The sequence below is a fragment of the Cuneatibacter sp. NSJ-177 genome, assembly GCF_022867805.1.
GTDB lineage: Bacteria > Bacillota > Clostridia > Lachnospirales > Lachnospiraceae > Pseudolachnospira.
The window spans coordinates 1,064,078-1,090,211 of the sequence record NZ_JALIFO010000006.1; the positions used below are offsets into that span (position 1 = coordinate 1,064,078).

General features: G+C 53.2%; 26 protein-coding genes and 2 riboswitches. Of the genes, 13 read left to right on the forward strand and 13 right to left on the reverse strand.

All coding sequences use genetic code 11. From position 1 onward, the window contains the following. Positions 1-111: 111 nt before the first annotated feature. Genes MUB23_RS12795 through MUB23_RS12805 form a run of 3 tightly spaced genes read left to right on the forward strand, consistent with a single transcriptional unit; the run spans position 112 to position 2,934 of the window. Positions 112-1,053 carry a ketopantoate reductase family protein gene (locus tag MUB23_RS12795; RefSeq protein ID WP_244800979.1) on the forward strand — a complete coding sequence of 314 codons (942 nt, stop codon included), beginning with the start codon at positions 112-114 and terminating at the stop codon, positions 1,051-1,053. After that, positions 1,050-1,571, forward strand: a complete 522-nt coding sequence (locus MUB23_RS12800; protein ID WP_244800980.1) for a GNAT family N-acetyltransferase — start codon at positions 1,050-1,052, stop codon at positions 1,569-1,571. Before MUB23_RS12795 ends, MUB23_RS12800 begins: the two co-directional genes overlap by 4 nt. 34 nt (positions 1,572-1,605) lie before the next feature. Further along, a complete protein-coding gene (locus MUB23_RS12805) occupies positions 1,606-2,934 on the forward strand; it encodes a replication-associated recombination protein A (protein ID WP_244800981.1) in 1,329 nt (442 codons plus the stop codon). A gap of 69 nt (positions 2,935-3,003) precedes the next feature. On the opposite strand, the gene thiE is transcribed toward MUB23_RS12805, so the two are convergent. The 10 genes from thiE to MUB23_RS12855 form a co-directional block, all read right to left on the reverse strand. Further along, positions 3,004-3,627, reverse strand: a complete 624-nt coding sequence (thiE, locus tag MUB23_RS12810) for a thiamine phosphate synthase (protein ID WP_244800982.1) — start codon at positions 3,625-3,627, stop codon at positions 3,004-3,006. Then, entirely contained in the window at positions 3,614-4,465 is an 852-nt protein-coding gene (thiM, locus tag MUB23_RS12815) for a hydroxyethylthiazole kinase (RefSeq protein ID WP_244800983.1), read from the reverse strand. The genes thiE and thiM overlap by 14 nt, the downstream gene beginning before the upstream one ends. Beyond that, a complete protein-coding gene (thiW, locus tag MUB23_RS12820) occupies positions 4,416-4,988 on the reverse strand; it encodes an energy coupling factor transporter S component ThiW (protein WP_244800984.1) in 573 nt (190 codons plus the stop codon). The genes thiM and thiW overlap by 50 nt, the downstream gene beginning before the upstream one ends. 168 nt (positions 4,989-5,156) lie before the next feature. Beyond that, positions 5,157-5,303, reverse strand: a complete 147-nt coding sequence (locus tag MUB23_RS12825) for a PD-(D/E)XK nuclease-like domain-containing protein (RefSeq protein ID WP_244800985.1) — start codon at positions 5,301-5,303, stop codon at positions 5,157-5,159. Next, positions 5,289-5,385, reverse strand: a riboswitch (TPP riboswitch). (Overlaps the previous gene by 15 nt.) A gap of 241 nt (positions 5,386-5,626) precedes the next feature. Next, complete coding sequence (locus MUB23_RS12830; RefSeq protein WP_244800986.1) at positions 5,627-7,015, reverse strand: MFS transporter; 1,389 nt, start codon at positions 7,013-7,015, stop codon at positions 5,627-5,629. An 88-nt stretch (positions 7,016-7,103) separates the two neighbouring features. Beyond that, on the reverse strand, positions 7,104-7,952 hold the full coding sequence (locus MUB23_RS12835; protein WP_244800987.1) for an SDR family oxidoreductase: 849 nt from the start codon (positions 7,950-7,952) through the stop codon (positions 7,104-7,106). 12 nt (positions 7,953-7,964) lie between these two features. Beyond that, a complete protein-coding gene (locus tag MUB23_RS12840; RefSeq protein WP_244800988.1) occupies positions 7,965-9,011 on the reverse strand; it encodes a zinc-dependent alcohol dehydrogenase in 1,047 nt (348 codons plus the stop codon). 12 nt (positions 9,012-9,023) lie between these two features. Then, positions 9,024-10,040, reverse strand: a complete 1,017-nt coding sequence (locus MUB23_RS12845) for an aminomethyltransferase family protein (RefSeq protein WP_244800989.1) — start codon at positions 10,038-10,040, stop codon at positions 9,024-9,026. A 33-nt stretch (positions 10,041-10,073) separates the two neighbouring features. After that, complete coding sequence (locus tag MUB23_RS12850; protein WP_244800990.1) at positions 10,074-11,342, reverse strand: hypothetical protein; 1,269 nt, start codon at positions 11,340-11,342, stop codon at positions 10,074-10,076. Between the two features lie 237 nt (positions 11,343-11,579). Further along, positions 11,580-13,199, reverse strand: a complete 1,620-nt coding sequence (locus tag MUB23_RS12855; RefSeq protein WP_244800991.1) for a PucR family transcriptional regulator — start codon at positions 13,197-13,199, stop codon at positions 11,580-11,582. 287 nt (positions 13,200-13,486) lie between these two features. Here MUB23_RS12855 and MUB23_RS12860 point away from each other — a divergent pair, with 287 nt between their 5' ends. Then, positions 13,487-13,681, forward strand: coding sequence for a hypothetical protein (locus MUB23_RS12860; RefSeq protein WP_244800992.1), 195 nt, complete (start codon positions 13,487-13,489; stop codon positions 13,679-13,681). 35 nt (positions 13,682-13,716) lie between these two features. Here the strand turns inward: MUB23_RS12860 and MUB23_RS12865 are convergent, their stop codons facing one another. Continuing rightward, positions 13,717-14,085, reverse strand: coding sequence for a DUF4180 domain-containing protein (locus tag MUB23_RS12865; protein ID WP_244800993.1), 369 nt, complete (start codon positions 14,083-14,085; stop codon positions 13,717-13,719). A 238-nt stretch (positions 14,086-14,323) separates the two neighbouring features. Here MUB23_RS12865 and MUB23_RS12870 point away from each other — a divergent pair, with 238 nt between their 5' ends. From MUB23_RS12870 to lpdA, 7 genes are all read left to right on the forward strand, one after another. Beyond that, positions 14,324-14,479: a hypothetical protein gene (locus tag MUB23_RS12870; RefSeq protein ID WP_244800994.1), complete on the forward strand. Its 156-nt coding sequence runs from the start codon at positions 14,324-14,326 to the stop codon at positions 14,477-14,479. Positions 14,480-14,514: 35 nt separating this feature from the next. Beyond that, a riboswitch (glycine riboswitch) is annotated at positions 14,515-14,590 on the forward strand. Between the two features lie 225 nt (positions 14,591-14,815). Beyond that, on the forward strand, positions 14,816-15,907 hold the full coding sequence (gene gcvT / locus MUB23_RS12875; RefSeq protein ID WP_244800995.1) for a glycine cleavage system aminomethyltransferase GcvT: 1,092 nt from the start codon (positions 14,816-14,818) through the stop codon (positions 15,905-15,907). Between the two features lie 40 nt (positions 15,908-15,947). Further along, a complete protein-coding gene (gene gcvH / locus MUB23_RS12880; protein ID WP_244800996.1) occupies positions 15,948-16,331 on the forward strand; it encodes a glycine cleavage system protein GcvH in 384 nt (127 codons plus the stop codon). Positions 16,332-16,335: 4 nt separating this feature from the next. Beyond that, positions 16,336-17,655 (forward strand): aminomethyl-transferring glycine dehydrogenase subunit GcvPA, encoded by a 1,320-nt coding sequence (gene gcvPA / locus MUB23_RS12885; protein WP_244800997.1) that lies wholly within the window; start codon positions 16,336-16,338, stop codon positions 17,653-17,655. Then, positions 17,652-19,088 (forward strand): aminomethyl-transferring glycine dehydrogenase subunit GcvPB, encoded by a 1,437-nt coding sequence (gene gcvPB, locus MUB23_RS12890; protein ID WP_244800998.1) that lies wholly within the window; start codon positions 17,652-17,654, stop codon positions 19,086-19,088. Before gcvPA ends, gcvPB begins: the two co-directional genes overlap by 4 nt. 91 nt (positions 19,089-19,179) lie before the next feature. Then, positions 19,180-20,172: a lipoate--protein ligase gene (locus MUB23_RS12895; RefSeq protein WP_244800999.1), complete on the forward strand. Its 993-nt coding sequence runs from the start codon at positions 19,180-19,182 to the stop codon at positions 20,170-20,172. 31 nt (positions 20,173-20,203) lie between these two features. Then, positions 20,204-21,574, forward strand: a complete 1,371-nt coding sequence (gene lpdA, locus MUB23_RS12900) for a dihydrolipoyl dehydrogenase (protein WP_244801000.1) — start codon at positions 20,204-20,206, stop codon at positions 21,572-21,574. 57 nt (positions 21,575-21,631) lie between these two features. Here the strand turns inward: lpdA and MUB23_RS12905 are convergent, their stop codons facing one another. Together MUB23_RS12905 and thyA are read right to left on the reverse strand one after the other, a co-directional pair. Continuing rightward, complete coding sequence (locus tag MUB23_RS12905; protein WP_244801001.1) at positions 21,632-22,123, reverse strand: dihydrofolate reductase; 492 nt, start codon at positions 22,121-22,123, stop codon at positions 21,632-21,634. A 13-nt stretch (positions 22,124-22,136) separates the two neighbouring features. Next, positions 22,137-22,967, reverse strand: a complete 831-nt coding sequence (gene thyA, locus MUB23_RS12910; protein ID WP_244801002.1) for a thymidylate synthase — start codon at positions 22,965-22,967, stop codon at positions 22,137-22,139. A 295-nt stretch (positions 22,968-23,262) separates the two neighbouring features. Here thyA and MUB23_RS12915 point away from each other — a divergent pair, with 295 nt between their 5' ends. Further along, positions 23,263-24,333, forward strand: coding sequence for a branched-chain amino acid aminotransferase (locus MUB23_RS12915; RefSeq protein WP_244801003.1), 1,071 nt, complete (start codon positions 23,263-23,265; stop codon positions 24,331-24,333). A gap of 58 nt (positions 24,334-24,391) precedes the next feature. Then, positions 24,392-25,951 (forward strand): cardiolipin synthase, encoded by a 1,560-nt coding sequence (gene cls / locus MUB23_RS12920; protein ID WP_244801004.1) that lies wholly within the window; start codon positions 24,392-24,394, stop codon positions 25,949-25,951. Positions 25,952-26,134: the final 183 nt, after the last annotated feature.

The window sequence follows — 26,134 nt, forward strand, 5'->3', positions numbered from 1 at the left end:
AATAGCTCCGAGAAAGCCAGGAAATTTTCCGAAAAAATACAGATGGCTCTGGCAAAATGCCGGAGCTTTTTGTATAATAGAGACAATCATTGGTAGTCGGAGGCGAAATATATGAAAGATAAAACTGTTACGCTGGTTGGGCTTGGAGCAATCGGAGCATTTTTTGCACCGCGGATGGCCGAAGCCTTGGGGCCGGATCAATTTCGGATATTGGCCGGGGGAGAGCGGAAAGCTCGTCTGGAACAAGGCGTTCGGATCAACGGTGTCATCCACCATTTTCCTGTGATCTCCCCGGAGGAAGAAGGGAATCCGGCGGATCTTATTCTTCTCGCCGTGAAAGCATCGGGTTTAGACCAGGCGATTGCCGATATAAAAAATCAAATGGGAGGGGAGACCCAGATCCTGCCTTTGCTGAACGGAGTGGAGAGCGAAGAAAAGGTGGCTGCCGTCTATGGCTGGGATCATGTTCTTTATGCGCTGATGCGTCTTTCGTCCGTGAGAAAACAGGACGATATTGTGTTTGAAAATGACCGCGGTGAAATTCATTTTGGGGAAAAATGCAATGAAAACGGCTATTCCGAGCGGGTCCGGGCGATTGCGGAGGTCTTTGATCTGTGCGGGATTCCCTATGCGGTGGACCCGGATATGCAGTATTCCCTGTGGTCTAAATTTATGGCGAATATTGGAGGAAACATGGTGGGAGCTCTGCTAGATATCCCTTACGGGGCTTACCGGGTCAGCGAGCATGCCAGTTTTCTGTGGCGTCACGCTATGCTTGAGGTTTTGGAGATTGCCCATCAAAAAGGGATTGCGCTGAAAGCGGAGGAAATCGATAAGCAGGAGATCCGGGTGAAAACCTATCTGAACCCTCTCAACACTCCGTCCACTCTCCAGGATCTGAGGGCCGGGAGGAAGACGGAGGTGGACATGTTTTCCGGGGCAGTCGTGCGAATGGGAAAGGAGTTTGGCATCCCGACACCGTACAATGAGTTCCTTTACCATGGAATCAAAGTTATGGAGGAAAAAATAGAGAAAAAATGGGAAGACGCATGAAAAAAAAATGGCTGGTTCGCGAGGAGCGGGAGGGAGATTTTCCGGAAATCGATACATTAGTCAGAACAATCTTTCAGAGCACTTTGATTTCAGACGGGAATGAAAGAGACTTTTTTTCCACGATTCGCTCCGGAGACCGTTTTGTCCCGGAACTGTCCCTGGTGGTTGAGGAGAAGAGTCAGGTGATTGGCTATCTGATGCTGTCGGAGCTCCCCCGGTCGAAGACGAGAAACGGCGAAAAAAGCTTGCTGCTGTCGCCGGTCTGCACGAGGGAAGAGTACCGCCACCAGGGGGTTGCCTCTTCCTTGATTCAGGCTGCCCTGGAGAAAGCAAAAAAGAGGCAGTATGAAGCCATCTTTTTGATCGGCCATCCGATCTTTTATTCCCGTTTTGGCTTTATGACGGCAAAAGCGGCAGGGATCCGGGAGATAAACGGCGCTCCTCAAGAATATGTGCAGGCATTGGCGCTGACGCCGGGCGGGCTGCAGAACATTTCAGAGGTTGATTTGCTGGCGTAACGTGAAGAGTACGATTCTGACAGGAGGGAGCCCCATGGAACAACTGACACTTTTTGACGGCATGACGAACCAGCCTTTAGCGGCCAGACTGCGCCCGCAGACGTTGGAGGAATTCGCCGGCCAGACCCATCTGTTGGGCGAGGGGAAGGTGCTTCGCCGCCTGATTGAAAGTGATCAGATTTCTTCTATGGTGTTTTGGGGGCCTCCTGGCGTTGGGAAAACCACCCTGGCCCGCATTATTGCGGGCCGTACCCAGGCGGCTTTCATTGATTTTTCTGCGGTAACCAGCGGAATCAAAGAGATCCGCGGGGTGATGCAGCAGGCCGAGGAGAATCGCCGTTATGGGGAGAAAACCATTGTATTTGTCGATGAGATACACCGGTTCAATAAAGCCCAGCAAGACGCTTTCCTCCCTTTCGTAGAAAAAGGAAGTATTATCCTCATCGGCGCTACGACGGAAAATCCTTCTTTTGAGATCAACAGCGCTTTGCTTTCCCGCTGCAAGGTGTTTGTTTTGCAGGCCCTGAAAACCGAGGAGCTGACCGGACTCTTGGCCCGCGCGCTAAAAGATCCCCGTGGCTTTGGCGGGCAAAAGATCCATATCTCCGGCGAGATGCTGGAGATGATCGCAAACTTCTCCAACGGGGATGCCCGCGCGGCTCTTTCCACACTGGAGATGGTCGTGCTGAACGGCGATATGGACGGCAGCGGTGAAATCACTGTTTCCCCGGAAACTTTGGAACAATGTATCTCGAAAAAGTCGCTTCTCTATGATAAGAAAGGGGAGGAGCACTATAATCTGATTTCCGCGCTTCACAAATCCATGCGCAATTCCGATCCGGACGCTGCGGTCTATTGGCTGGCCCGGATGTTGGAAGCGGGGGAGGATCCCTTGTATGTAGCGCGGCGGGTGATCCGTTTTGCCAGCGAGGATATTGGGCTGGCGGATCCCCGCGCCCTGGAGATCGCCGTGGCCGCTTATCAGGCCTGCCATTTTATCGGAATGCCGGAATGCACGGTGAATCTGACCGAGGCAGTGATCTATCTGTCGGCGGCCCCAAAATCAAACGCTTTATATACGGCCTACGAGCACGCAAAGAAGGATGCCTTAACTCAGCTGGCGGATCCGGTCCCCTTGGTGATCCGCAACGGGGTTACCCGCCTGATGAAGGATCTGGACTACGGAAAGGGCTATCAGTACGCCCACAATACCCAGGAGAAACTGACCAGCATGCAGTGCCTTCCCGATTCGCTCCTGGGACGAGAATATTACCGGCCTACGGAACAGGGGCTGGAAGCAAAGATAAAAACAAGAATGGAACAGGTGAAAGCCTGGAAAAAGCAGCACAGCGATTCCCTTTGAATCGCCGGATGTGCGAAAAAAACACCATATTTGCCCTATCAGATTCCAGAGGGAAATATGGTGTTTTTCTTATAATTCTAAACTTAACCGGCACAATTCCTCCGCCGCTTCCCGCGGCGTCTTCGACTTCATGATCGCAGATACCACCGCGATTCCGTCCATCCGTGCCCCTTTCAGGATATCCAGATTTCCGGCGTTCAGCCCGCCGATGGCCACCAGCGGGATCGGCGCCGCATCCGCGATTTCATTCAAGGTCTCCACCTTTGTCAGAATCGTTTTCACCTTGGTGGTGGTCGGATAGATGGCTCCGACTCCCAGGTAATCGGCGCCCTGCTCATAGGCTTCCAGGGCTTGGGGAACCGTTTTGGCCGTGGCTCCGACGATTTTATCCGGGCCCATCAGTTTCCTTGCAAAGGCCACCGGGATATCCGACTGCCCCACATGGACGCCGGCGGCGCCGCAGGCCAGAGCGACGTCCACCCGGTCGTCGATGATCAAAGGGATATGGTAGCGGTCGGTGATTTCTTTTACTTGGAAAGCGGTCCACAGATAATCGCGGCCGCCGGATTTTTCCCGGAGCTGCACGAGAGATACGCCGCCTTTGCAGGCCTCCTCGATGGTCCAAAGGAAACTCTCGTTGGTGTGGTAGGAGCTGTCGGTCACAAGGTACAGGGTCAGATCAACGGGGTTCATAGATTTCCTCCTCATGGTATTGGGTGATGCGCGCGCGGCATTCCAGGGTTTCGCCGGTAATTCGGTCCAGCTGATCCAGGAGCCGGACGTGAAAACTTCCCATGCCGTCCGGAGTCTCGGCCTCCTCGCCGCAGATTCCAAAGAATGCAGTGGCGAGCAAGGCAGCGTCCATGGGGGGCAGGACCGAGAGAAACGCTCCGGTCAATACGTTCAGCATACAGCCGGTTCCGGTCAATCGAGCCATCTGTGCGCAGCCGTTATTCACCAGAAACACCTGGTCTCCGTCGGTGATCAGATCCGTTTTCCCGCTGGCCAGAATCACCGCGCCGGTCTTTTTTGCCAACTGTTTCGCCGCTGTGGCCCGGTACGGCAGATTGTCCTGGGAAATCTGATCCTGGTCGGAGGCGTCGATGCCAGTGGAGGAGATGTCCTCTCCGCAGAGGCTCTTGATTTCCGCCAGGTTCCCCTTGATCACAGAAGGGGTACAGACATTGATAAAATGCCCGGCATAGGCCAGGCGGAGTCTGCTGCAGCTAACCCCGACCACGTCGATAATCCGTGGGATTTCCAGTTCCTTTGCCTTTTTTCCGGAGAGGAGCATGGATTCCATCCGGGCATCCGTGATATTTCCCAGATTTACAGTTAAGGCCGCGGCTGTGGCCGTGATTTCTTCCGTCTCCTTGGGGTGCTCGGCCATGATCGGACGGGCGCCCACGGCTAAAAGGGCATTGGCGCAGTCGTTGATGGAGATGGGATTGGTGATGCAATGGATCAGGGGGGCCAGATTTTTAAGCTGTTGCCTCGCTTTTGGTAGCAGATTCGTTTTTCTTTCTGTCATAGACGTTCACTCCCAGAGCTGCCTGAATTTTTCCAAGCATATGATTTTTTGTCAGCGCCTTCAGGAAAAGGAAGGCGATGGTGCCGCCGATCAAGGTTCCTCCGATGAAGGACGGGACATAGAACATCCAGGTCAAGCCGGTGCGGCCGACGATGTAGGTCATGACCGGGTAGGACACGATAGCGCCGATGATGCCGGTGCCGATTACTTCGCCCAGCACGGCGAAAATGATCTTACCGCCGGATACACGGTACAGCAGACCGGAGAGAAAGGCTCCGAATACAGCTCCAGTCAGAGCCAGCGGCGGAATTCCCATGAACAGCATTCGGATGATACCGATCATCGTGGCGCAGAGCAGGGAATACCAGGGGCCCAGAAAGACCGAGCAAGTGATATTGATCAGGTGGGCCATCGGGCACATGCCCTCGACACGCAGAATCGGGGAGATGACCACGCCGATGGCAATCAGCATGGACAGCATGACCATTCTTAGAACAGCAGCATTGGACTTGGGCTTCGACATAATGAAATACCTCGCTTTTTGAATTTCGTTGAATCTCCGGTGAAATGAAAAAAGCAGAGGCGGCAGAGCATGCGATTTTTCCGGACACTTGGGCCTGGGTATCCCCTTATACGGCTCAGTCCGGTTTTCTCCGGTGATTCGGGTCGGTCGAAGCTTACTGGCTTCCTCTCACTCCAGAACATGGATTCCCATCGCATGGTACCGGCAGGCGTCGGACCTGCCGCACATCCCAGGGCGCTCCCCCTCGGACGGACAAAAAAGGAATGCGCGGGGCACATTCCTTTCCATCTGATCAAGCTTATTCGACAGAAACAAATATCCCTCCGGCGGCATTATCCGCATCAGGTCAGGTCGAAGCAGGGCTTCCTCTCAGCGTGACGCTCCCTTATTTGTCATACTTAATTATAAGTGTTGAATTCAATTTGTCAAGCGGATCTTTCGGCCGGGAATCAGAGCGGCGGCCAAAGGGGGGATTCGATGAATAAGCGGATCCTGTGTTGACAAATAGATTGATAAAACATATTGAATACGGACAGGGAGAATCCTTTGAACGGAATTTCCGTATCAATCAAAAAAGACGGCTCTCGGTCGTGAAAACCGAGAGCCGTCTTTTTTAGAACCGAAGGAAGGATAGCCGCCTATTTGTTTTCCAAAGCAGCTACCTCAGCGGCGTCCTGATCGGTGATCCGGACGCGGAGCAGAACCAGAATCACATTGATCAGAGCCAGGAACGCGGCGGAATAGAAGACCACCTTGATATTGCCGCCGGTAAGGTTCACCAGCACGCCGACTACCGCGACGAAGACGGTGGAGCCGCAGGTCCCGGAGAACGTATACATTCCTTGAGCGGCCGCGTAGTCTTCCGGCGGCAGGCCGAACTGGAAGAAGGGGGTCAGGCAGGTCTGAGCAATGGAATTGCCGATGCCGCCGAGGGCGGAGCCGATCCAGACCAGAGCCATGGAGGAATCCGGCTGCAGCAGGCAGAAACAGCTCAGTGCAGCCAGGATGCAGAAGGCGCAGAGGATCATTAGAACTCGGATGTTCTTGATAAAGTTTTTTGCCAGGATCCGCCCCATGAACAGGCCGCAGATCATGATCAAAATGGTGCTGGGCATGGTGGAGGTGGAGCCGAGAGTCGTGGATTTCTGCATGGTGTAAAGAATGTAAATCAGCACATATCCGGAGGCGCAGGTAGAAAAAGTGACCAGCAGGATATTGGAGAAGAAAGCCGCGCGGAACCGTTTGTATTTAAAAATATAAAGCGGAACCGTCGGGTTGGAGATCTTATTGGAATGTGTGAACAAAAGGATCGCCATCACCACCACGAGGACGGGCAGGATCAGTCCGGCGCTGAGCCAAGGGAAGAGGCTGCCGGAGAGGCCGAGCCAAAGGACCAGGGATGCAACCAGAACCGCCAGATAGATCAGACCGGTGGTATCGAATTTCTTCCCGGTGTCGCGCTTCACATTCGGATAGGCCACTGCGATGATCGCGATGCCGACGGCAATCAGCGGAATCCAGATGATGAAGGGAAGCTTCAGATAACCGGCGTCGACCAGAACACCGGCCAGCAGCGGGCCAGTCAGAGAACCAATGGCGTTGAACGTGGCGATCAGGCCGTAGTGCTTCATAGCGGTGGTGCGCTCAAAAACCTCGGCGATCATAGCATAGGGCGCGGACATGATCAGGCCTGCTCCAAATGAACCTAAAGTCTGCCAGACCATGAACAGATAGACGCCGCCGGAAAACTGAATGGCTGTGCGGGCGGCGAGCATGATGGCGACGCCCAGAAAGACAACGTTGCGACGGCCGATTTTGTTGCCGATGGCGCCGACGGCGGGCAGAGCGATCATCGTCCCCGCAGAGCCCAGGGCAGAGACGAGGGAGTAAAACTGGTATCCGTCCAGAGAGGTCAGCAGCGGGCCGACGGCGGTGTTTCCGCCGTACATAAACAGCTGCAGGCCGGTACAGAGGATGAGCACGGCAAAGAGGTACAATCCTTTACTTTTGATATTCAGCTGTAGCATACTTTTTCTCCAATCTCAAACGATAAGCAGCTGCCGGAGCGCGCAGCCCCGCACAAAAAGACGGCAGGGGCATGCGCTGCGGCAAGGGTCAGTCGGGAAGCTGCGGGGTGGAAGTGAAGGCCTGCGTGCCGTCGTCCATCAGGATATCGATGCCGTTGAGGTAGGAGGCACGGTAACTGCACAAAAATTCCGCTAGATTTCCGATTTCATAAGCGGAGCCATAGCGGCCCAGGGGCATCGTAGCCAGTTCGCCCTCAATGCGTTCCGGTTCCTTGTCGATCAGAGCCCGGTGCATGGGAGTGACGATGCGGCCGGGAGCGATGGAGTTGATCCGGCAGCCCTTATGGCCGAACCGGCCGGCGTTCATCCGGACGTAGTGGAGGACGAACAGCTTGCCGAACATATAAGCCCGGCCCGGCCCGTCTTTTGCCAGCTTCATGAATGCGTCCTCAAAATGCTCCCGATCATGCAGAACCAGGTTAAACACATTTAGCATGGGTTCCGGAATCTGAGGCATCAGATAGGCGGCGGAGGAAGTGAAGCAGACCATGGAAGCGCCTTCTTTCAGCAGAGGATAAAAGGCTTCCACCATATGTACGGTTCCCATTCCGTTGACCCGCATGATGCCTGCGCCGGCCGAGTCATCAGGGAGATCCGCCACCAGGATCGGGGATAAGCCGGCAGTGTGAACGATGTTATGGATCCGGCCGAGAGAATCTGCTTTCTGCGCGGCCGCCTGCACCAAATCCGGACGGCCGACGTCAACGACAGCCGTATACACTTCCATGTTCTGCCTCCGCAAAATAGCGGCGGATGTTTCCAGAGCATCCTCCTTGACATCGCATAAGAGGAGGGTTTCCCCCTGCCGTCCAAAGATGTTTGCCGTGGCAAAGCCCATGCCCCCGGCGCCGCCGGTAATGACGGTTACCTGTTTCATGGCGCGCCTCCTTTATTTGCGGTAGTCGATGACGACCTTGATGCAGCTGGACGCGTCGCAGGTGGAGACAATGGCATCGATCGCGTCATCGTGTTTGTAGGACCGGGTGATGGCGCCCTCAAAGTCAAATTGTTTGGAGGCCAAAATCTCAATGGCTTTCTCAAAATAATTCTTTGTGTTGCCGCTGCCGCAGAGAATGTCCTGCAGTCCGAAGACCAGCTTCGGCATGTTGATGTTGACCTGGCGGCGGTGAACGCCTACAGCTACCATCTTGCCGCCGTATTTGAGCATTTTCATGCCCTGTTCCATCAAGGTAGGGGCTGTGCTGTTGGGGTTGATGCTGCCGGCGCAGTCGTAGATCACGTCGGCGTTGGAACCGGGGCCGTAGACGCAGTAGGCGCTTCCTGTGTACTGGAAGACTTCTTGCTGCCAGTTATCCTGATTGGTGGAGACTGCGTTGAAACCTTCTTTCCGGCAAAAGGCGAGACGGTTTTCACAGCGGTCCACCAAAGTAATGTTGCTGCGGGGCACGCCCTTGTCTGCCAGAGCCGCTGCCAGACTAAAACCGACGAAACCGGCGCCCAGGATCAGGGCGATGGACTTTTCCGTGACCGGCACAATGTCTGCGCCGCGGATGCCCACGGACATGGGCTCGATCAGCGAAGCTTCCCTGTCCGACACGTTTTCCGGCAGAGGGAAAAGGTTATAGTCGTAACTGGCATTGGTACAGTAGATGTACTCAGAAAATCCGCCGAGAAAACCGGCTTTCCGGCTGTTGGGAGTGGTCAGCAGAGGGAAAGGCGCAACGCGGTCGCCCACTTGGATTCCCTTCACATTCTTTCCGACTTCATGGACTACGCAGGAGACCTCGTGCCCGAATTCCACATCCGCCGGAAAGTAGTGCATCTCCCCGCCGTTGAGCCAGGTATCCGTGTCGGATCCGCAGATGCTGGCCACGACGTTTTTCAAGATCACGTCGTTTTCCCCGCACTCCGGCATTTCCCGCTCTTCAAAAGATAAGTTTTTCGCCGCATGATAGATCAAAGCCTTATATTTCATTTCCGTCTCCTTTTAAATAAATACTTTGTCGGTCAGTACTGCCTCAAAACCGTGCAGCATGACGGAATCTCCGATTTTTACCTTGGAATTGTCAACCAAAGCGTAGCCAATGTTTTTTTCCATGCAGTAGCTGTAGGTGACCTTGGTCACACGGCCGGCTTCTTCGCCCTGAAACAGAACCGGGGTGCCGGGGCCGCCGATATTCTTCGCCGGGATGAAGATATCGTCCTCCTCCACGGTAAAGCCAAGCAGGCTTCGTTTCGGGCCTTCCTCCCTTACTTTCAGCAGAGCTTCTTTGCCGATAAATTCTTTGTCCCAGCCAATGCCCCGGTCCAGGCCGACTTCCAGCGGATTCGCCCAGCCGATGTCACACATCAAATAAAATCCTTTTTCCGTGGGCAGGGACCAGACCATCACCTGAATATCCGTGACCTGTTTTGCACCGTATTTGGGGCAGACTTCCCGCAGACGGTCGATGACCAGACGGGTGTGCTCCGGGGCGACATACAGTTCGTATCCCAGCTTTTCTCCGGTAAAGCCGCCGCGATTGATTTTGACCGGTACGCCATCCAGCGTATTGTCCAGAATCTGGAAGAATTTCTGGCCGTCCAGCGGTGTCTGTAGGATTTCGTTTAGGATTTCCTGGGATTTCGGTCCTTGAATGGCATACATATCCCACTGAGGCGTGATGTTTTTGTATTCCACCTGATAAGTTCCTTTATGGGCGTCGTACCAAGGGATCACTTTCCTGGTGTAAAGGGTGGAGACCCAGAATTTCTTTTCTTCCAAGCGGAAAATGACCACATCGTCCAGAATACGGCCCTCCTCATCCAGCATGGTAGTGTACCGGGCGCGGCTGGGAGCCAGGTTACCGATGGGGTTGGCGTAGAGATAGTCTAAAAATGCACTGGCGTCTTCGCCGGTGACCTCCAGCAGTTCATGGGTATAGAGATACCAGCCTGCGGTGTTTCGGACGGCCATATGCTCCGCCCGCTTCATATCGTCGTATTTGTATACGTTTTTGTACATGTAAAGAACCCTCCAATCCTCGATTTTTTGTCGTCAGCGGCAGAATTTGTCAATCAGCTTTGTGATCTTAATTCGGTAAATTTCTTCTCCGACCCCTTCGGTCTCCTCGAAGACGGACCATTCCGGACTGATCAGAGTCTTAGCCATTCCATACCAGAACGCCGTGTAGGCGGTGGTCATCCGGTTGAGGCCGCGGCCGAAGAGCTTGCGGTCGATCTCGTAGACGACTTCTTCTTTGTTGAAGGCGACAATCTCATATTTACATTGAATACTTTGGAGCAACACTTCGATGTAGCCGCCCAGAACGCGGCCGTCGTTCATGCCTTCCGGAACCCCAAGCCAGTCGCGGAGCCCTTTGATGGCAAAGGATTCGGCGAACATCATCTTTCCTGCGCCCTCGAACAGGCAGACAATCGTATTGTCAATCTGCTCTTTGGTAAATTTCCCTGATTTTTCCAGAGCGTTCAGCGGGTTGATGACGTAGTCACTGCCGAGAGCGTAAGTGACGGCGCCGTCCCGGTAATAGTCATTGGCGTCCATTTCCATGCACATGCCGTTGCGGTATTTGTATCCGCATTCCCCGCGCATCTGCTGGGGCTCGGTGTACATTTCTTCTCTGGGGGTAAACTTAATCTGATCTTCCGTGGCAATCGGCCCAAAGTTATCCCAGACGGCTTTCCGTTCCGGCATCGGGAATTTTTTCCGATTCTCACAGACAACGCGGCAGTGAAGATCCCCGCAACCTCTGGCTTCCACCATGCTGTATTCGCAGTCTTTGCCGTAGGCCCTTCCGATTTCTTCCAGGGAAGCGGTGGAGACGCGGCAGATTTCAGATCCCATGATATCCCAGGGACAGGCATCCAGTTCCTTTTCAACCCGGTAGGTGCCGAGATCATTGACACGGCCCTGCATCAGGAGGCGTTCATCTCCGTTGTCGCCGAACGCGCCGGCCTGAAATCCTCCGGTTTCATCCGTACCTTTAAAGAAAGGATGCAGGAAATGCTTTGCCGCGTGATAATCGCGGTAGAGAGCGCCGGGAGCAATCTCCATCTTGTTGAAGACGTAATTCTTGACGCCGACGTCTGTGTTGCACATCAGGGTGATTCGCTCCTCATAGTCCGGCATCAGAATCCGAAGCGCCTCCTGGAAGACGGCGCCGATGGCCGCATGGTGACGGCAGGCATAGTGGTAGGCGTCATGGAAGGAGATGAGCTTCTCCCAAGGTGTCTTGACGGCGGGATGCACCGGCAGAGCGCCCGCACCCACTTCTTTCGGAAGGCGATCATCAATTTTGTTGCTCATAACAGTCTCTCCTTTACGAATTATTTGATAAAACAATATCAATATATCGAATATTGCTGCATCTGCCCTGAGTCTACCATGCGAAAAGCTTCCGTGTAAATCCGACCCTTTATAGGGATTATCAGCCTCCGGTCCCCTACATTTTTTTAAATGTAAAAATTGGGAGAGACCGTGGTCCTGGAAATCAACAAAAAAACCCCTGCATGTATCTTCACACATGCAGGGAACCGTTAAAATTTATAAAAGCGTTTCCAACTCCTGATATTCCATCTGCGGCATCGGATCCCGCGGGGCCTCCGGTTCCGGCTCAGGTGGTTTCGGCAGGCGGCGGGGCAGTTCATTTCCCCGCAATTCGCTGAATTTTAAGATGATATTCAGACAGAGCCGCTGGCTGGGATCTTTTAAATCCATTCCCAGAAGACTTTCAATCCGGCCCAGCCGTTCCAAAAATGTGGTTCGGTGGATAAACAGATCCTTGGCGCTTTTTGCAATGTTCATATTGTTGTTTAGATACACCCGCAGCGTTTCCAGGTAATTTACCTGCGCTGCGGAATCATACTCCATCAGCCTGCGAAAGCCGTCTGGATAAAGCTTATCCACCGGAAATTCTCCGGTACAGCTATAAAGCATATAGTTCAGCGCAAAGTCTCCGAAAGAAAATTTACATTGTTCCGGGGATTGGGGGGAACCCAGCTCAAAGGCAATGCAGGCTTGCCGGTAGTAAAAGTGAACCGAGTAAAGGTCGGAGAAGGAATTGCTGATTCCGGCTTTCAGATTCATCTCCTGCAAAAGGCCGATGATGCGCTGATCCAGCTGCGGCGCGGACAGCTTGACTGCCTGGATATTGAGGAATGCCACGATGGAGGAATTGTACTCAAAGGCAACGCTGCCGGGAAAGGTGCTTTCAATGTGATCGCAGAAATAAGCGACAGGAACCTTCCGCCGGGAACGCTCCCCGCGGACCAGTTTCAGGCACAGATAGACGCCGGCTGCATTTCCCACGGCAAGATATTGGCGTCTGGAGGTCGACAGCGGCATGCCGCGCAGCAAGTCCAGAAAGATTCCGCGCAGGGTTTCCGCGCCGCTGTAGGAGAGATCTTTCAGTTTCGGGATGGCTTTTTCCAACATCTTCGCCAGATATTGGGAGAGGATGTTGTCGCTTTCCCGGAAAGGACGCAGCACGAAAGCAATTTTCAGGTTGCCGGCATAGGTCCCCTGCTCAAACAGGTTGATGCTGAAATGAGCCCTTCCATCCGTCAGGATGCAGAACGGATTGGTCATGGACATATTGGTGTCGCCGCCGTAGATACTGGCTGCGAGAATATCCGGCTTGATTTTGCCGTCCCGGTCCGGGCGAAACATGGACAGGTCGTCGCGCAGGTCGATGATGCTGCTGTAGCCGAGGTAGTGGTAATCCTGCCCGATTACTACCATGGGATTTTCCAGGATCGGAAAGCTGGCTTCCAGAAGTTCTTTGATATCTGCGGTGGTTTCGAGAATCCGGTTCATCTCGGATTCCCAGGTGTCAAAGCGGTCGTAGGTTTCCTGAATCTGGTTGAATACGGTGAAAATGTCGGTGGTATCCCTAACCAGCATGCAGACGCATGTCCCTGTCAGGTAGATGGCGGGAGGCCGACCTCCGACGCAGACGATGGTGGTTCCTCTGCCCGGAAAGACTGGGTCGGCCGGGAGCTGGCCGGGAAGCGTGACATAAAGCTGGTTTGGTTGGAATTCTTTTTTTGCTCCGGTATAGAGCAGCGGCCGTTTCAATTCCAGCGCTTGTTTTTGGCTTCCATAGCGCTCCAGTGCAACCGATTGACTGAGAGAATCAAAAATAATGTCACTGTTCAGTTTCATGCAGCATCCTCCCCTTCCCTCTGAATGGCTTTATTCTGTGCTTTTTACTATGTTATGCTTGTAAGTCATAATATCATAAGTGATTTTTTTTGCAAGTGTTTATTTTTCATGCGATAAACATACAAACATGCAGATAGAAATGACAAATCATATAATTAAAAAATAGAAAATGAAATTATTAGAGATCATCCAAAGTGTAGGGATTAAATGTGAAAAGCGGCGTACAATATGTCGGGTTTACAGAAAATGATTTGGAGTGATACACTCAATAAGAAATACGAATCAGGATGGATCATGGGGAAGCAATTTCCTGGTATCAGTGCCATCCGGAGTGCACGGGCGGCGGTTATGTATTCGCAAAAAAATGCCAGCATGTGTATGTGATGTCAAAGGTCCACGCGCCGGAATTTATCGATCGCAAGATCCGGCTCAATGCCATTGCGCCGGGGATGACAAAAACAGGGCCGGCGCAAAACCTGTAGCCGGCCCGCAGCTTGCGAGATCTAGTTAAAATTTGTCATTTGGCCGCGCTTAATTCTTCCACAGCCTTGCTGTAATCGTCTTGAAAGAACAGATCTTTACCGTGGTTGCTCTCATACATAAAGTCTTTGAGTGGTTTGCTCGTATACTTCGAAAAATCCCCATAGATGGCGGCTTTAATCCCATAATTGATGAACTTTTGAAGAATTTCTCCCGCTAATCCAGTGCTTAAAATAAAAAAATTCTCTGTAAATGCTTCTTTATTGATGGCAAGACGGGTACATCCTGTATCGTAGATCACCGTCATGATGAGATCCAGAGAGGACGGGACATCAAAAATGATGGGGACATCACTGTTTATAACGGCAATGTCAACATCGTCCTTTTTCGTTTTTTGTATCTGCATTCTTTTTCTCCTTTCTTACTTCTTTTTTGCCTGTTTTTCGGATTGCCTTCCTTCAACCGTAAAGTAATTTTGCCGCAGAGACCTTGAAATGTCAAGTGGGCAGAGAAAATCAGGAAAAAGAGTGACGTGGGAAAACGAGTAAGCGGACGTTTCCAGCGACGCTCTGGTTTCTCTGGTAGATTAGTTCATTAACCATAAAGATGCGCTGGCCCATACCGAGGAGGACATTCGGTACTGTGTGGAGCAGGCGAAGGATCTATTGCGGGTGATGAAGGAAGAGGTATGTTTTCGAGAGGGAATTGTTAACCGGATTGTGTTTGATAATCCCTATAGTAAAAGAGAAACAGATTTTTTTTCTGGAATTGTTGCTAAAAAACATAGACAAATAGAATAAAATAGTCTAAGATAAGTAACAAGATGAAGAATCGAATGATGAATCCGAGAGAGATCACATCTGTGGCGCCGAAGGGGCAAAACTCTCAGGCAAAAAGATCGGATTCTGACGAAACTCTGGAGAGCGCAATATCACCGACGAAGTAAGTCCTGGCACAGGATAAATCTTTCAGGTAAACGGACAGAGACAAAACGGAACGAGAAAAAGGTTTCCGTTTTGCTTCTGTCCGTTTTTGTGTGCAAAAAATGGTTCGGAGGATTTTTCATTAGAGGAGAATGTTTTCATTTAAAGGAAATGTTTTCACTCAAGAGGAGGAAAGGAAGAGGAGGAAGGTTTATGGAGAAAAAAACGCCGCTGTATGAAAAGCATGTGGCTGCCGGAGGGAAGATCGTCCCTTTCGCCGGCTATCTGCTGCCCGTGCAGTATTCCGCCGGTGTGATTGCAGAGCATAAGGCGGTCCGGGAAGGATGCGGCATGTTTGATGTGTCGCATATGGGAGAAATCATCTGTACGGGGAAGGATGCGCTGGCTTATCTGAACTGGCTGCTGACCAACGATTTTTCCGGCATGTACGACGGCCAGGCCCGCTATAGCCCCATGTGCAACGAACAGGGCGGCGTGGTGGATGACCTGATCGTTTACAAAGAAAAGGAAGATCACTATTTTATCGTGGTAAACGCCGCCAATAAAGAAAAAGACTTTGCCTGGATGAAGGCGCACCGGCGAGGGGACGTGTGTTTATCAGACCTTTCGGACAATTATGTACAGATCGCCCTTCAGGGGCCGCTGGCAGAGCAGATTCTCCGGCGTCTGACGGACGGGAGCAGGATCCCTACCGCTTCCTACAGTGCCGTATTTGACGGCCGGGTGGGAGAGATCCCCTGCATCATATCCCGGACCGGCTACACCGGCGAGGACGGCTTTGAGCTTTACTGCGATGAGAAGCAAGGGGCTGCCCTCTGGGATCTGCTGTTGGCCGAGGGAAAGCCGGAAGGGTTGATTCCCTGCGGACTGGGAGCCAGAGACACCCTGCGTCTGGAGGCGGGAATGCCTTTGTACGGCCATGAGATGGACGATCGCGTAAACCCGCGGGAGGCAGGACTTTTCCCGTTCGTAAAAATGGAGAAGGAAGACTTCATCGGCAAGGCTGCGCTGAAGGAGATGGGAACCCCGCCCAGGAAGCGCGTCGGCTTGAAAGTGACCGGCCGCGGCATTATCCGGGAACACTGCGGCCTGTACGCAGACGGCCGCATCATCGGCTATACCACTTCCGGAACCCATGCGCCTTATCTGGGGTACCCGATTGCCATGGGCCTTGTGGAAGCGGAATTTGCCACTTTAGGACGTGTGCTGGAGGCCGATGTCCGCGGCCGGAGGGTGGCGGCTGAGGTGGTAAAACTTCCGTTTTACAAAAAGGCGGCCAAATAGAACAGTCCCTTATAAATGAAATGTTTGAGGAGGAAAAAAGATGCAGTATCCCGCAGAGTTAAAGTATGTGAAGTCCCATGAATGGATCCGGATGGAGGGCGATACCGCCGTGATCGGCATCAGCGACTATGCCCAGGATGCGCTGGGAGATTTGGTCTTTGTGAACCTGCCGGAAGCAGGCGACAGCGTGACCCTTGGGGAGGCTTTCGGCGACGTGGAATCCGTAAAGGCCGTGTCCGATGTGATTTCTCCGGTCACCGGCGTGGTGAAAGAGATCAACGAAGATCTTCTGGAAAATCCCCAGCGGATCAACGAGGCGCCTTATGAAGCCTGGTTCATCAAAGTGGGAGAGATCACCGAGGAGGAAGAATATCTGACTGCGGAAGCCTATGAGGCGTTCGCCGCAGAGGAAGCAGAGGGCTGAGCAGATGGGACGCTTTGTGGTATCCACGCCGGAGGAACAGCAGGAAATGCTGAAATCCATCGGTTTTCAAAGCTTTGAGGAGCTGTTTGCGGATGTTCCGGAGGCGGTCCGGGTGAAGGACGGCCTGAAACTGCCGGAGGGATTGTCGGAGATGGAAGCCTTTGACTATCTTTCTTCCCTGGCCGGGAAAAATCAGGTGTTCCCTCATGTCTTCCGGGGAGCGGGGGCCTACCGCCATTATATTCCCGCTGCGGTGAAGCGGATTACGGGAAAGGAGGAGTTTATAACCTCCTACACGCCCTATCAGGCGGAGATCAGCCAGGGACTGCTGCAGTCCATCTTCGAGTACCAGACCATGATGTGCGAGCTGACCGGCATGGATGCCGCCAACGCTTCCGTCTATGACGGGGCCACGGCAGCTGCGGAGGCCGCGGCCATGTGCATTGACCGAAAACGCCGGAATATATTGGTCAGCGCCACCACCAATCCGGAAGTGATCCGGGTGATCCAAACCTACTGTTTCGGCAGCGGAAATCAGCTGATCCTCGTTCCGGAAAAAGACGGAGAGACTGATCCGGAAGCGCTGAAAAATTTACTGAATGCAGAAACAGCCTGCTTTTACGTGCAGCAGCCCAATTTTTACGGCATCCTGGAAGATTATGAGGCACTGGGAGAGCTGACTCATGGGTGCGGGGCAAAATTCCTGATGGGGTTCAACCCGATTGCCGCTGCGATTTTAAAAACACCCGCCGGATACGGGGCGGATATCGCTGTGGGCGAAGGTCAGCCGCTGGGACTTTCCTTAAACTTCGGAGGTCCATACCTGGGTATCATGACAGCGACCGCGGCAATGATGAGAAAGCTTCCGGGCCGGATCGTCGGGCAAACCGTGGATGCGGCGGGAAACCGCGCCTTTGTGCTGACGCTCCAGGCAAGAGAACAGCATATCCGCAGAGAGAAGGCCAGCAGCAATGTCTGCTCCAACCAGGCGCTTTGCGCGCTGACGGCCGGGGTCTATCTGAGTGTGATGGGGCCGGACGGCCTGATCCAGGCGGCGGAGCAGTGCACCTCCAAGGCGCATTATCTCCAGGAAGCATTGGCCGGAGCCGGTCTGCCCCTTGCGTTTGAAAAGCCATATTTTCACGAATTTGTCACCGGGACGCCGGCGCCGGCTCAGATTATTCTGGAACGGCTGGAAAGGGAAGGCTATCTGGGTGGACTGCCTTTGGGTGAATCGAAGATTCTGTGGTGTGTGACCGAGAGAAATACCCGGAAGGAAATGGATGAGCTGGTTTCTCTGGTAAAGGAGGCGTGTGGGAAATGAAACTGATTTTTGAGCGGAGTAAAAGAGGCCGCGGATGCTCAATCCTTCCGGAGTGCGATGTGCCGGTTGTTTTGCCGGAGGGGGACCGCCGGGAACGGGAACTTCATCTGCCTCAGGTCTCGGAAACCGACGTGAGCAGACATTACACAGAGCTTGCGAAACAGACCTACGGGGTAAACGACGGGTTTTATCCCCTTGGATCCTGTACCATGAAATACAACCCAAAAGTGGATGAGGAAACGGCGGCTCTTTCCGGATTTACCGAAATCCATCCGCTGCAGCCGGTCCACACGGTTCAGGGTTCTCTGGCGGCGCTGGCAAAAGCAGAAGAGCTGTTTTGCGAAGTGACCGGCATGGATGGAATGTCCTTTCAGCCGGCGGCCGGAGCCCACGGCGAATTTACCGGACTTCTGCTGATCAAGGCTTATCACAAAAGCCGCGGGGATCTGAAGCGGACCAAAATTTTGGTGCCGGACTCCGCCCATGGAACCAATCCGGCCAGCGCTTCCATGGTGGGCTTTACGATTGTGAATATTCCTTCGGCTCCGGACGGCGGGGTTGACCTTAAAGCGCTGAAACAGGCGGCTGGTGAGGACACCGCTGGGCTGATGCTGACCAATCCCAATACGGTGGGGCTGTTTGACCGGAATATTCTTGAGATTACGAAGATCGTCCATGAATCCGGCGGCCTCTGCTACTATGACGGGGCGAATTTGAACGCGGTGATGGGGGTGGCACGGCCCGGAGATATGGGATTTGACGTGATCCATCTGAACCTGCATAAGACCTTTGCCGCTCCCCACGGCGGCGGCGGCCCTGGAAGCGGCCCATGCGGCTGCAAAGATTTCCTGATTCCTTTCCTGCCGGGACCTAGGGTGAAACAAGCCGAAGACGGCTATCGGATGAGCCGTATGGAGACATCCGTCGGCGACGTGAAAGCCTTTTACGGAAATTTTGCCGTCGTGGTAAAATCCCTGACCTACATATTGATGCTGGGAAAGGAAGGCGTGGCCGAGGCGGCCTGCAATGCGGTGCTGAACGCCAATTATATGATGCGCAAGCTGGAAGACCTTTACGAGATGGCCTATCCGGGCACCTGCATGCACGAGTTTGTGATGGATCTGGGAAAATTGAAGCACGAGACCGGCGTTTCTGCCCTGGATGTAGCAAAGACGCTGCTGGATTACGGGATTCATCCGCCGACCATGTATTTCCCTCTGATTGTCCATGAGGCCCTGATGGTGGAGCCGACGGAGACGGAATCCAGGGAAACCCTTGATACGGTGATCGCTATTTTCCGGGAAGTCTACCGGAGGGCCAAGGAGGAAGGGGAGAAGCTGCACCAGAGTCCGGTAAAAGCCCCTATCAGGCGGCCGGATGAGGTTCAGGCGGCGAGAAAACCGGTGATCCGTTACGAGTTTACCGAAGCTTGACCGCCGTGAACTCCCCGAAAGCTGGGCCAGGAAGACGGCTTCGGATAAAAGAGTTGTTTTGGTAAAAACAGGTCAGGGAAGGGGCAGCGCCATGTGGAGACAATTGTCATGGATTCAGACGGATGAGACCAACCCTTACCGCAATCTGGCGCTGGAAGAGCAGCTTCTCTTTGCCTGCGGGCCGGAGGAATGTATCCTCTATCTCTGGCAGAACCAGAATACGGTGGTGGTCGGAAGAAATCAGAATTGCTTTCGGGAGTGTCTTGTCAGCGCTCTGGAAGGGGACGGAGGCTTTCTGGCAAGACGGCTTTCCGGCGGGGGCGCCGTCTACCACGACCTGGGAAATCTGAATTTTACTTTTCTGGCGAGACGGGAGAACTATCAGGTGGAACGCCAGTTGGAAGTGATTCTCCAGGCGGTGAAACGGCTGGGACTTTTGGCGGAGAAAACCGGGCGGAACGATGTGGCCATCGGCGGGCGGAAGTTTTCCGGAAATGCTTTTTATCAGACGGGAGAATTTTGCTATCATCACGGAACGCTGCTGGTGAATACCGACCGGGATAAAATGTCCCGGTATCTGAACGTATCGCCGGGCAAGCTGAAAGCCAAAGGGGTGGCCTCCGTCCGCTCCCGCGTGGTGAATCTGGCAGATTTGCTGCCGGAGAGAAGAAATACGGAGCAGATCATCGCGGATCTTCGAGAGTGTCTGCTTCAGTCTTTTTCCAATGTGTACGGTCTTCCGGCCGAGACATTTGACCGGAGCCGCTTGAATGAGGCGGATTTAAAAGACGGGGAAAATCGATTTTCCTCAAGGAAATGGAAGTACGGCGAAACCATTCCCTTTGAGAGGGAAGTCAGCAGACGCTTCCCCTGGGGAGAGGTACAGATTCAGCTGGCAGTGAAAAGCGGCCGGGTGGAACAGGCGCGGGTCTATTCGGACGCCATGGACCCGGAATGGGCGGCCCTCCTGAAACAGGCGCTGGAAGGCAAGATTCATCAGCGAAAAGCCTTGGTTTCGGCTGCGGAAGAACTGCCCCAAAGTGTCCGGGAGGATATCCGTAGATTCCTGGAAGAAACGATTTGACTGTACAAGCGTCGGTGAAAAGGAGAAAAGGATGGCGGAGCAATATTATTTAGTGATTATCGGAGGCGGGCCGGCAGGTTATGAAGCTGCTTTTTTCGCTGCCAAAAACGGCAGAAAGACGGCGCTGGTGGAGAACCGGGAGCTGGGCGGCACCTGTTTAAACCGCGGCTGCATTCCCACCAAAACGATCCTCCACAGCACCTCCCTCTATCAGGAGCTTGCGGAAAGTGAAGCCATGGGAATCACGGTAAAGGAAGCGGCCGTTTCCCTGGAAAAGGTCCAGAGCCGAAAAAGGGAAGTGCTGGAAAACCTGCGCGGCGGAATCGCCCTGCGCATGAAGAAAGCGCGGGTCTCGGTGTTCCAGGGCACGGGGGTGATCGAGGACGCCCATACGGTGAAAGTGGGAGAAGAACTTCTGACGGCGGAGCATATCTTGATTTGTACCGGATCGTCCCCGGCGGTTCCTCCGGTCCCCGGCATGGATCTGCCTGGGGTGATGAACAGCGATGCGCTCCTCGAAAACAGGGAAAAAATCGACCGTCTTCTGATTATCGGCGGAGGAGTGATCGGCCTGGAGTTCGCTTCTTTGTACCGGCAGCTGGGGACCGAGGTCGTGATTGTGGAAATGCTAGAGAGGATTCTTGCCAATATGGATCGAGAGTTCTCCCAGAGCCTAAAGGTTTCCCTGAAAAAGCGAGGCGTGGAAATCCATACCGGGGCACGGGTCCTGGCGGTCCGGGAGGGAGCCCAGGGCGAACTGATCTGCCGGATCGGTGAGAAAGAGGCAGAGATTGACCTGAGCGCAGACCGGATTCTGGTGGCCGCCGGCCGCCGCGCCAATACGGCCGGACTTTTTGCGAGAGGCGCAGAACCTGCTGGGGAACGAGGCATTCTTCTCGTCGATCAGTACGGACAGACCAGTATTCCGGGGATTTATGCGGCGGGAGATGTGACCGGCGGCATTCAATTGGCCCATGTGGCCGCTGCTGAGGCGGTCAACGCGGTCTGCCATATGCTGGGGAAGGCTCCGAAAAAAAATATGGCGGCTGTTCCTTCCTGTGTCTATACCAGTCCGGAGATCGCTTCCGTGGGCATGACTGCCGACGAGGCAAAGGCCGGTAATGTTGCGGTCCGAACGGCAAAATATCCCATGTCCGCCAATGGGAAAACTCTTCTTTCCGGCGGAGAGCGGGGGTTCATCAAGGTGGTGGCCGAGAAGGAAACCGGAAAGATTCTCGGCGCGCAGCTCATGTGCGAACGTGCCACGGATCTGATTGCCGTTTTTACCGAGGCCATTGTAAATGGTCTGACCGTCGGGCAGATGTCAGAGGCAATCTTTGCTCACCCCACCTTCAGCGAAGGAATCGGAGAAGTGTTGGAGCTGCTGACTGACGAAGCTTAATATTTGACGGGAAGGGGCAGAATTTCGCAAAGTGAAATTCTGCCCCGAAAACGAGTTTTAGATCTTCTCATACGTGCAAAATGTGTAGGTGAAAGGTCCTTCTTTCAGCTCATCTGAACGGGAAACCAGCTTCCAGCCGGTTTGCTCCGACAGCTCCGGGAAAAAGCTGTCCGCGTCCGGAACCGGAACAGAGACTTCCGTGAGGAATGCTTTCCGGCAGTCCGGCAGAAACAGGCGGTAGATCTCCGCCCCGCCGATGATGAGCACATCGTCCTCCGGAAGGTCCTTGACCGCGTCCAGGACTTCTTCCCTGCTGTGACAGATTACGACTCCTTCTTTATTATAGGAAGGATCCCTGGTTAAGACAATATTGGTCCGCTTGGGCAGAGGCTTCGCGCCCGGAAAGGATTCTAGGGTTTTTCGCCCCATGACGACGGTTTTTCCCAACGTATGGCTGCGGAAATGCTTCATGTCCTCCGGGAGAGAGAAGAGCAGTTTGTTTTCTTTTCCGATCGCCTGGTTGGCGGCGACAACGACAATGCAGTTCATGGGAGCACTCCTTTCAAATCGCCACCGGAATCTTGCCGGTGAACGGATGGAACTGGTAATCCGTGACCGTGATATCGGAAACGGTAAATTGGTAAAAATCGGAGATATCAGGATTTAATTCCACTTTGGGCGCTGAAAACGGCTCTTTTTCAAGCATCTCCTCCACCATAGGGATATGACGGTCGTAAATATGGGCATCCGCCACCACATGAACCAGTTCGCCCGGCGTGAGGCCGCTGACCTGCGCCATCATCATGGTCAGGAAAGCGTACTGGCAGACATTCCAGTTGTTGGCGGTCAGCATGTCCTGGGAGCGCTGGTTCAGGATCGCGTTCAGCTTGCGGCCGCTTACGTTGAAGGTCATGCTGTAGGCGCAGGGGTATAATCCCATCTCATGAAGGTCGTGATGATTGTAGATATTGGTCAGAATCCGCCGGCTGGTCGGGTTGTGCTTCAGATCATAGAGGACCCGGTCCACCTGATCGAACATTCCTTCTTTATATTGGTGTTTCACCCCCAGCTGATAGCCGTAGGCTTTTCCGATGGAGCCGTTCTCATCGGCCCAGGAATCCCAGATGTGGCTGCCCAGCTGGTGGATATCATTTGACTTTTTCTGCCAAATCCACAAAAGCTCGTCCAGGGCGGACTTCCAGGCGGTCCGGCGCAGCGTCATCATCGGGAATTCTTTGGAAAGATCATAGCGGTTCACCATCCCGAACTTTTTAATGGTGTGAGCCGGCGCGCCGTCCTCCCAGCGGGGGCGCACCTCATAATCCGTATCCCAAACGCCGTGATCCAATATATCCCGGCAATTTTCTATGAAAAGCTGGTCTGCGTAGCTCATATTTCCTCCTCACTGCCCAAAATCGGGCGGGTTTATTTTTTGATTGGGTAAAATCTTTTGCTTCTCCAGTATACCAGAGAGCAGGGGATTTTGTCAAAAAAATCAATATATAATATATGAATATTTAGCCATATGAAAAGCATAAAGATAATGGGCATTTTTGATCGGAAACAATCAAAAAAACACGAAAATTAGCGGCTTCTGAGGGGAAAAGACACTTGACAGAGGACGAGTTTGGAAGCATAATAAATAGCAAATACTAATCGCCCGCCAGAAGGGCATGGAGGATAAGGATATGTTAGATATCAGAGTGGAAAAAACGACGAATCCGAAGATGAAACCGGCCGAGGATGATCCGCTGACCTTTGGTACGATCTTTACGGATCATATGTTTGTGATGGACTATGAGGAGGGAAAGGGCTGGCATGACGCCAGGATTGTTCCTTTTCAGGATCTGCACCTGAGCCCGGCAGCGATGGTATTTCATTATGGACAGGAAATGTTCGAGGGGCTGAAAGCATACCGCTCCAAAGAGGGAAAAGTCCTGCTGTTCCGCCCGGACAAAAATATCGAGCGCGCCAACAACAGCAACGACCGTCTCTGCATTCCGAGAATCAATCCGGACGATTTCATGGATGGGCTGAAAGCCATTGTCAAAATTGACGCAGACTGGATTCCGACCAGACCCGGAACTTCTCTGTACGTCCGCCCGTTTGTCATTGCAACGGATCCGTTCCTGGGAGTCCGTCCTTCCCATACCTATCAGTTTATCATCATCCTGTCTCCCTCCGGCCCTTACTATCCGGAAGGTCTGGATCCGGTCAAGATCTGGATTGAGGATGAGTATGTCCGCGCAGTCCGCGGCGGAATCGGCTATGCGAAGACCGGCGGCAACTACTGCGCCAGCCTGAAATCCCAGGTGAAGGCCCACGACGAGGGATATTCCCAGGTACTGTGGCTGGACGGCGTGGAGAGAAAGTACATTGAGGAAGTCGGCGCGATGAATATTTTCTTCAAGATCAACGGAACCGTGGTCACCCCGATGCTGAACGGCAGCATTCTGCCCGGCGTCACCAGAGACTCGGTTTTGTCTCTGTGCAAGCTTTGGGGCATGCCGGCGGAGGAGCGCAAGATCTCTGTGGATGAGCTGGAGGAAGCGGCCCGGACCGGAGCTCTCGAAGAGGTATTCGGCAGCGGCACCGCAGCGGTGATTTCCCCGGTCAACGAGCTGCGCTTCGGCGATGAAGTGATGAAGATTGGCGACGGCAACATCGGACCGGTCAGCCAGAAACTCTATGATACGATTACCGGCATTCAGTTGGGCGAGATCGAAGGCCCTGCCGGATGGAGCGTGGAAGTAAAATAAGGGTTACCATTCACAGTTGCAAATAAGGTGGCCGCGCCCATAAGGGAGAAGAAACCTAGTGATTGATAATAAGATACAAGCCGGCAAACGCGGCTTGCACCGCGTTGTATTCGGACGAACGGTAGTGGTGCTCCTCCTCCTGCTTTTGCAGGCGGGGAGCCTGTTCGTCCTTTTCAGCTGGCTGTCCGATTATACCGTCTTCATTTATACGGCGGTGACGGTTTTAAGCGTTGTACTGGTGGTTCACATCATTAACCGGGATATCAGTTCTTCCTTTAAAATTGCCTGGTTGATCCCGGTGCTTGCCGTGCCGGTGATGGGAACTCTATTCTATGTGTTTTTAAAGAGTCAAATCGGTTCCCGCGTCATCAATAAAAAACTGCGCGGGATGATTCAGGAGACGGCTCCGTATCTGAAACAGGATTCCGAAGTGGCACGGTCGCTGCGCAATGAGAGCGATGAAGTGGCCAATCTGGCCCGGTATATCGATCTCTACGGAGGCTATCCGGCTTACCGGAACACGGAAGTGACTTATTTCCCTTTGGGAGAAGATAAATTTGAGGAGATGAAGCGGCAGCTGGAGACGGCCCGCAAATTTATTTTTCTGGAATACTTTATCGTCGAAGAAGGCTTGATGTGGGACAGCGTGCTGGAGATCTTGAAAAGAAAGGCAAAGCAAGGCGTGGAGATTCGTTTCATGTACGACGGAATGAATTCCTTGGTCCGCTTGCCTTACGATTATCCGAAGGAGATGGTGGCCTGCGGCATCCAGTGCAAAATGTTTGCCCCGGTTCGGCCGATCCTTTCCTCCTCACAAAACAACCGGGATCACAGAAAGATCCTTGTGATCGACGGTCACACGGCGTTCACTGGAGGCGTCAACCTGGCGGACGAATACATCAACAAGAAAGTCCGGTTCGGCCACTGGAAGGATACGGCGGTTATGGTGAAGGGCGATGCGGTCAAAAGCTTTACCATGATGTTCCTGCAAATGTGGAATATCAGCGGACTGGCCCCGGAATCCTACACCCGGTATCTGCGGACGGAACTGAATTTCCCCAGGCCGCCGAAAGGCTATGTGATTCCCTATGGTGACAGCCCTCTGGACAATGAACGGGTCGGAGAGCTGATTTATCTCGACATTATCCAGCATGCCAGACACTATCTGCATATTTGTACGCCGTATTTGATTTTGGATGATGAGACGGACACCTCGCTGCGGTACGCTGCAAAGAGAGGGGTGGATGTCAAGTTGATTCTTCCCCATATCCCAGACAAGCAATATGCCTATCTGGTGGCTAGAACCCACTTTCCGGGATTGATTCGGGCGGGAGTGAAAATTTACGAATATATGCCTGGATTCGTCCATGCAAAATCTTTCGTGGCCGATGACGACCGATGTACGGTGGGGACGATTAATCTGGATTTCCGGAGTCTGTATCTGCATTTTGAGTGCGGGGTTTTTGTCTACGACAATCCGGTGGTGGCTGATGTGGAAGCAGACTTCCAGGCCACATTGAAAAATTGCAGGCGGATTACTTTGGCGGACTGCAAGGAATATCCATTCGCGAAAAAGCTGGCGGGCAAGGCCCTTCGCCTGATTGCCCCTCTGTTATAGATACTTAGAATATACGGAAAAGAATGCAAAAAATACCAAGCGAGGGACAAGATCCCTAAGCTACAAAAGTGTTTTGCGGAAAGCAAAGGACGCGGTTTTTTTGCATTCTTTTTTGTTGCTGTTTTGTTTTCCCAAAAATACACGCCTGATAAAACGGTATTGCCGTAGATAAAATCAGGAGGT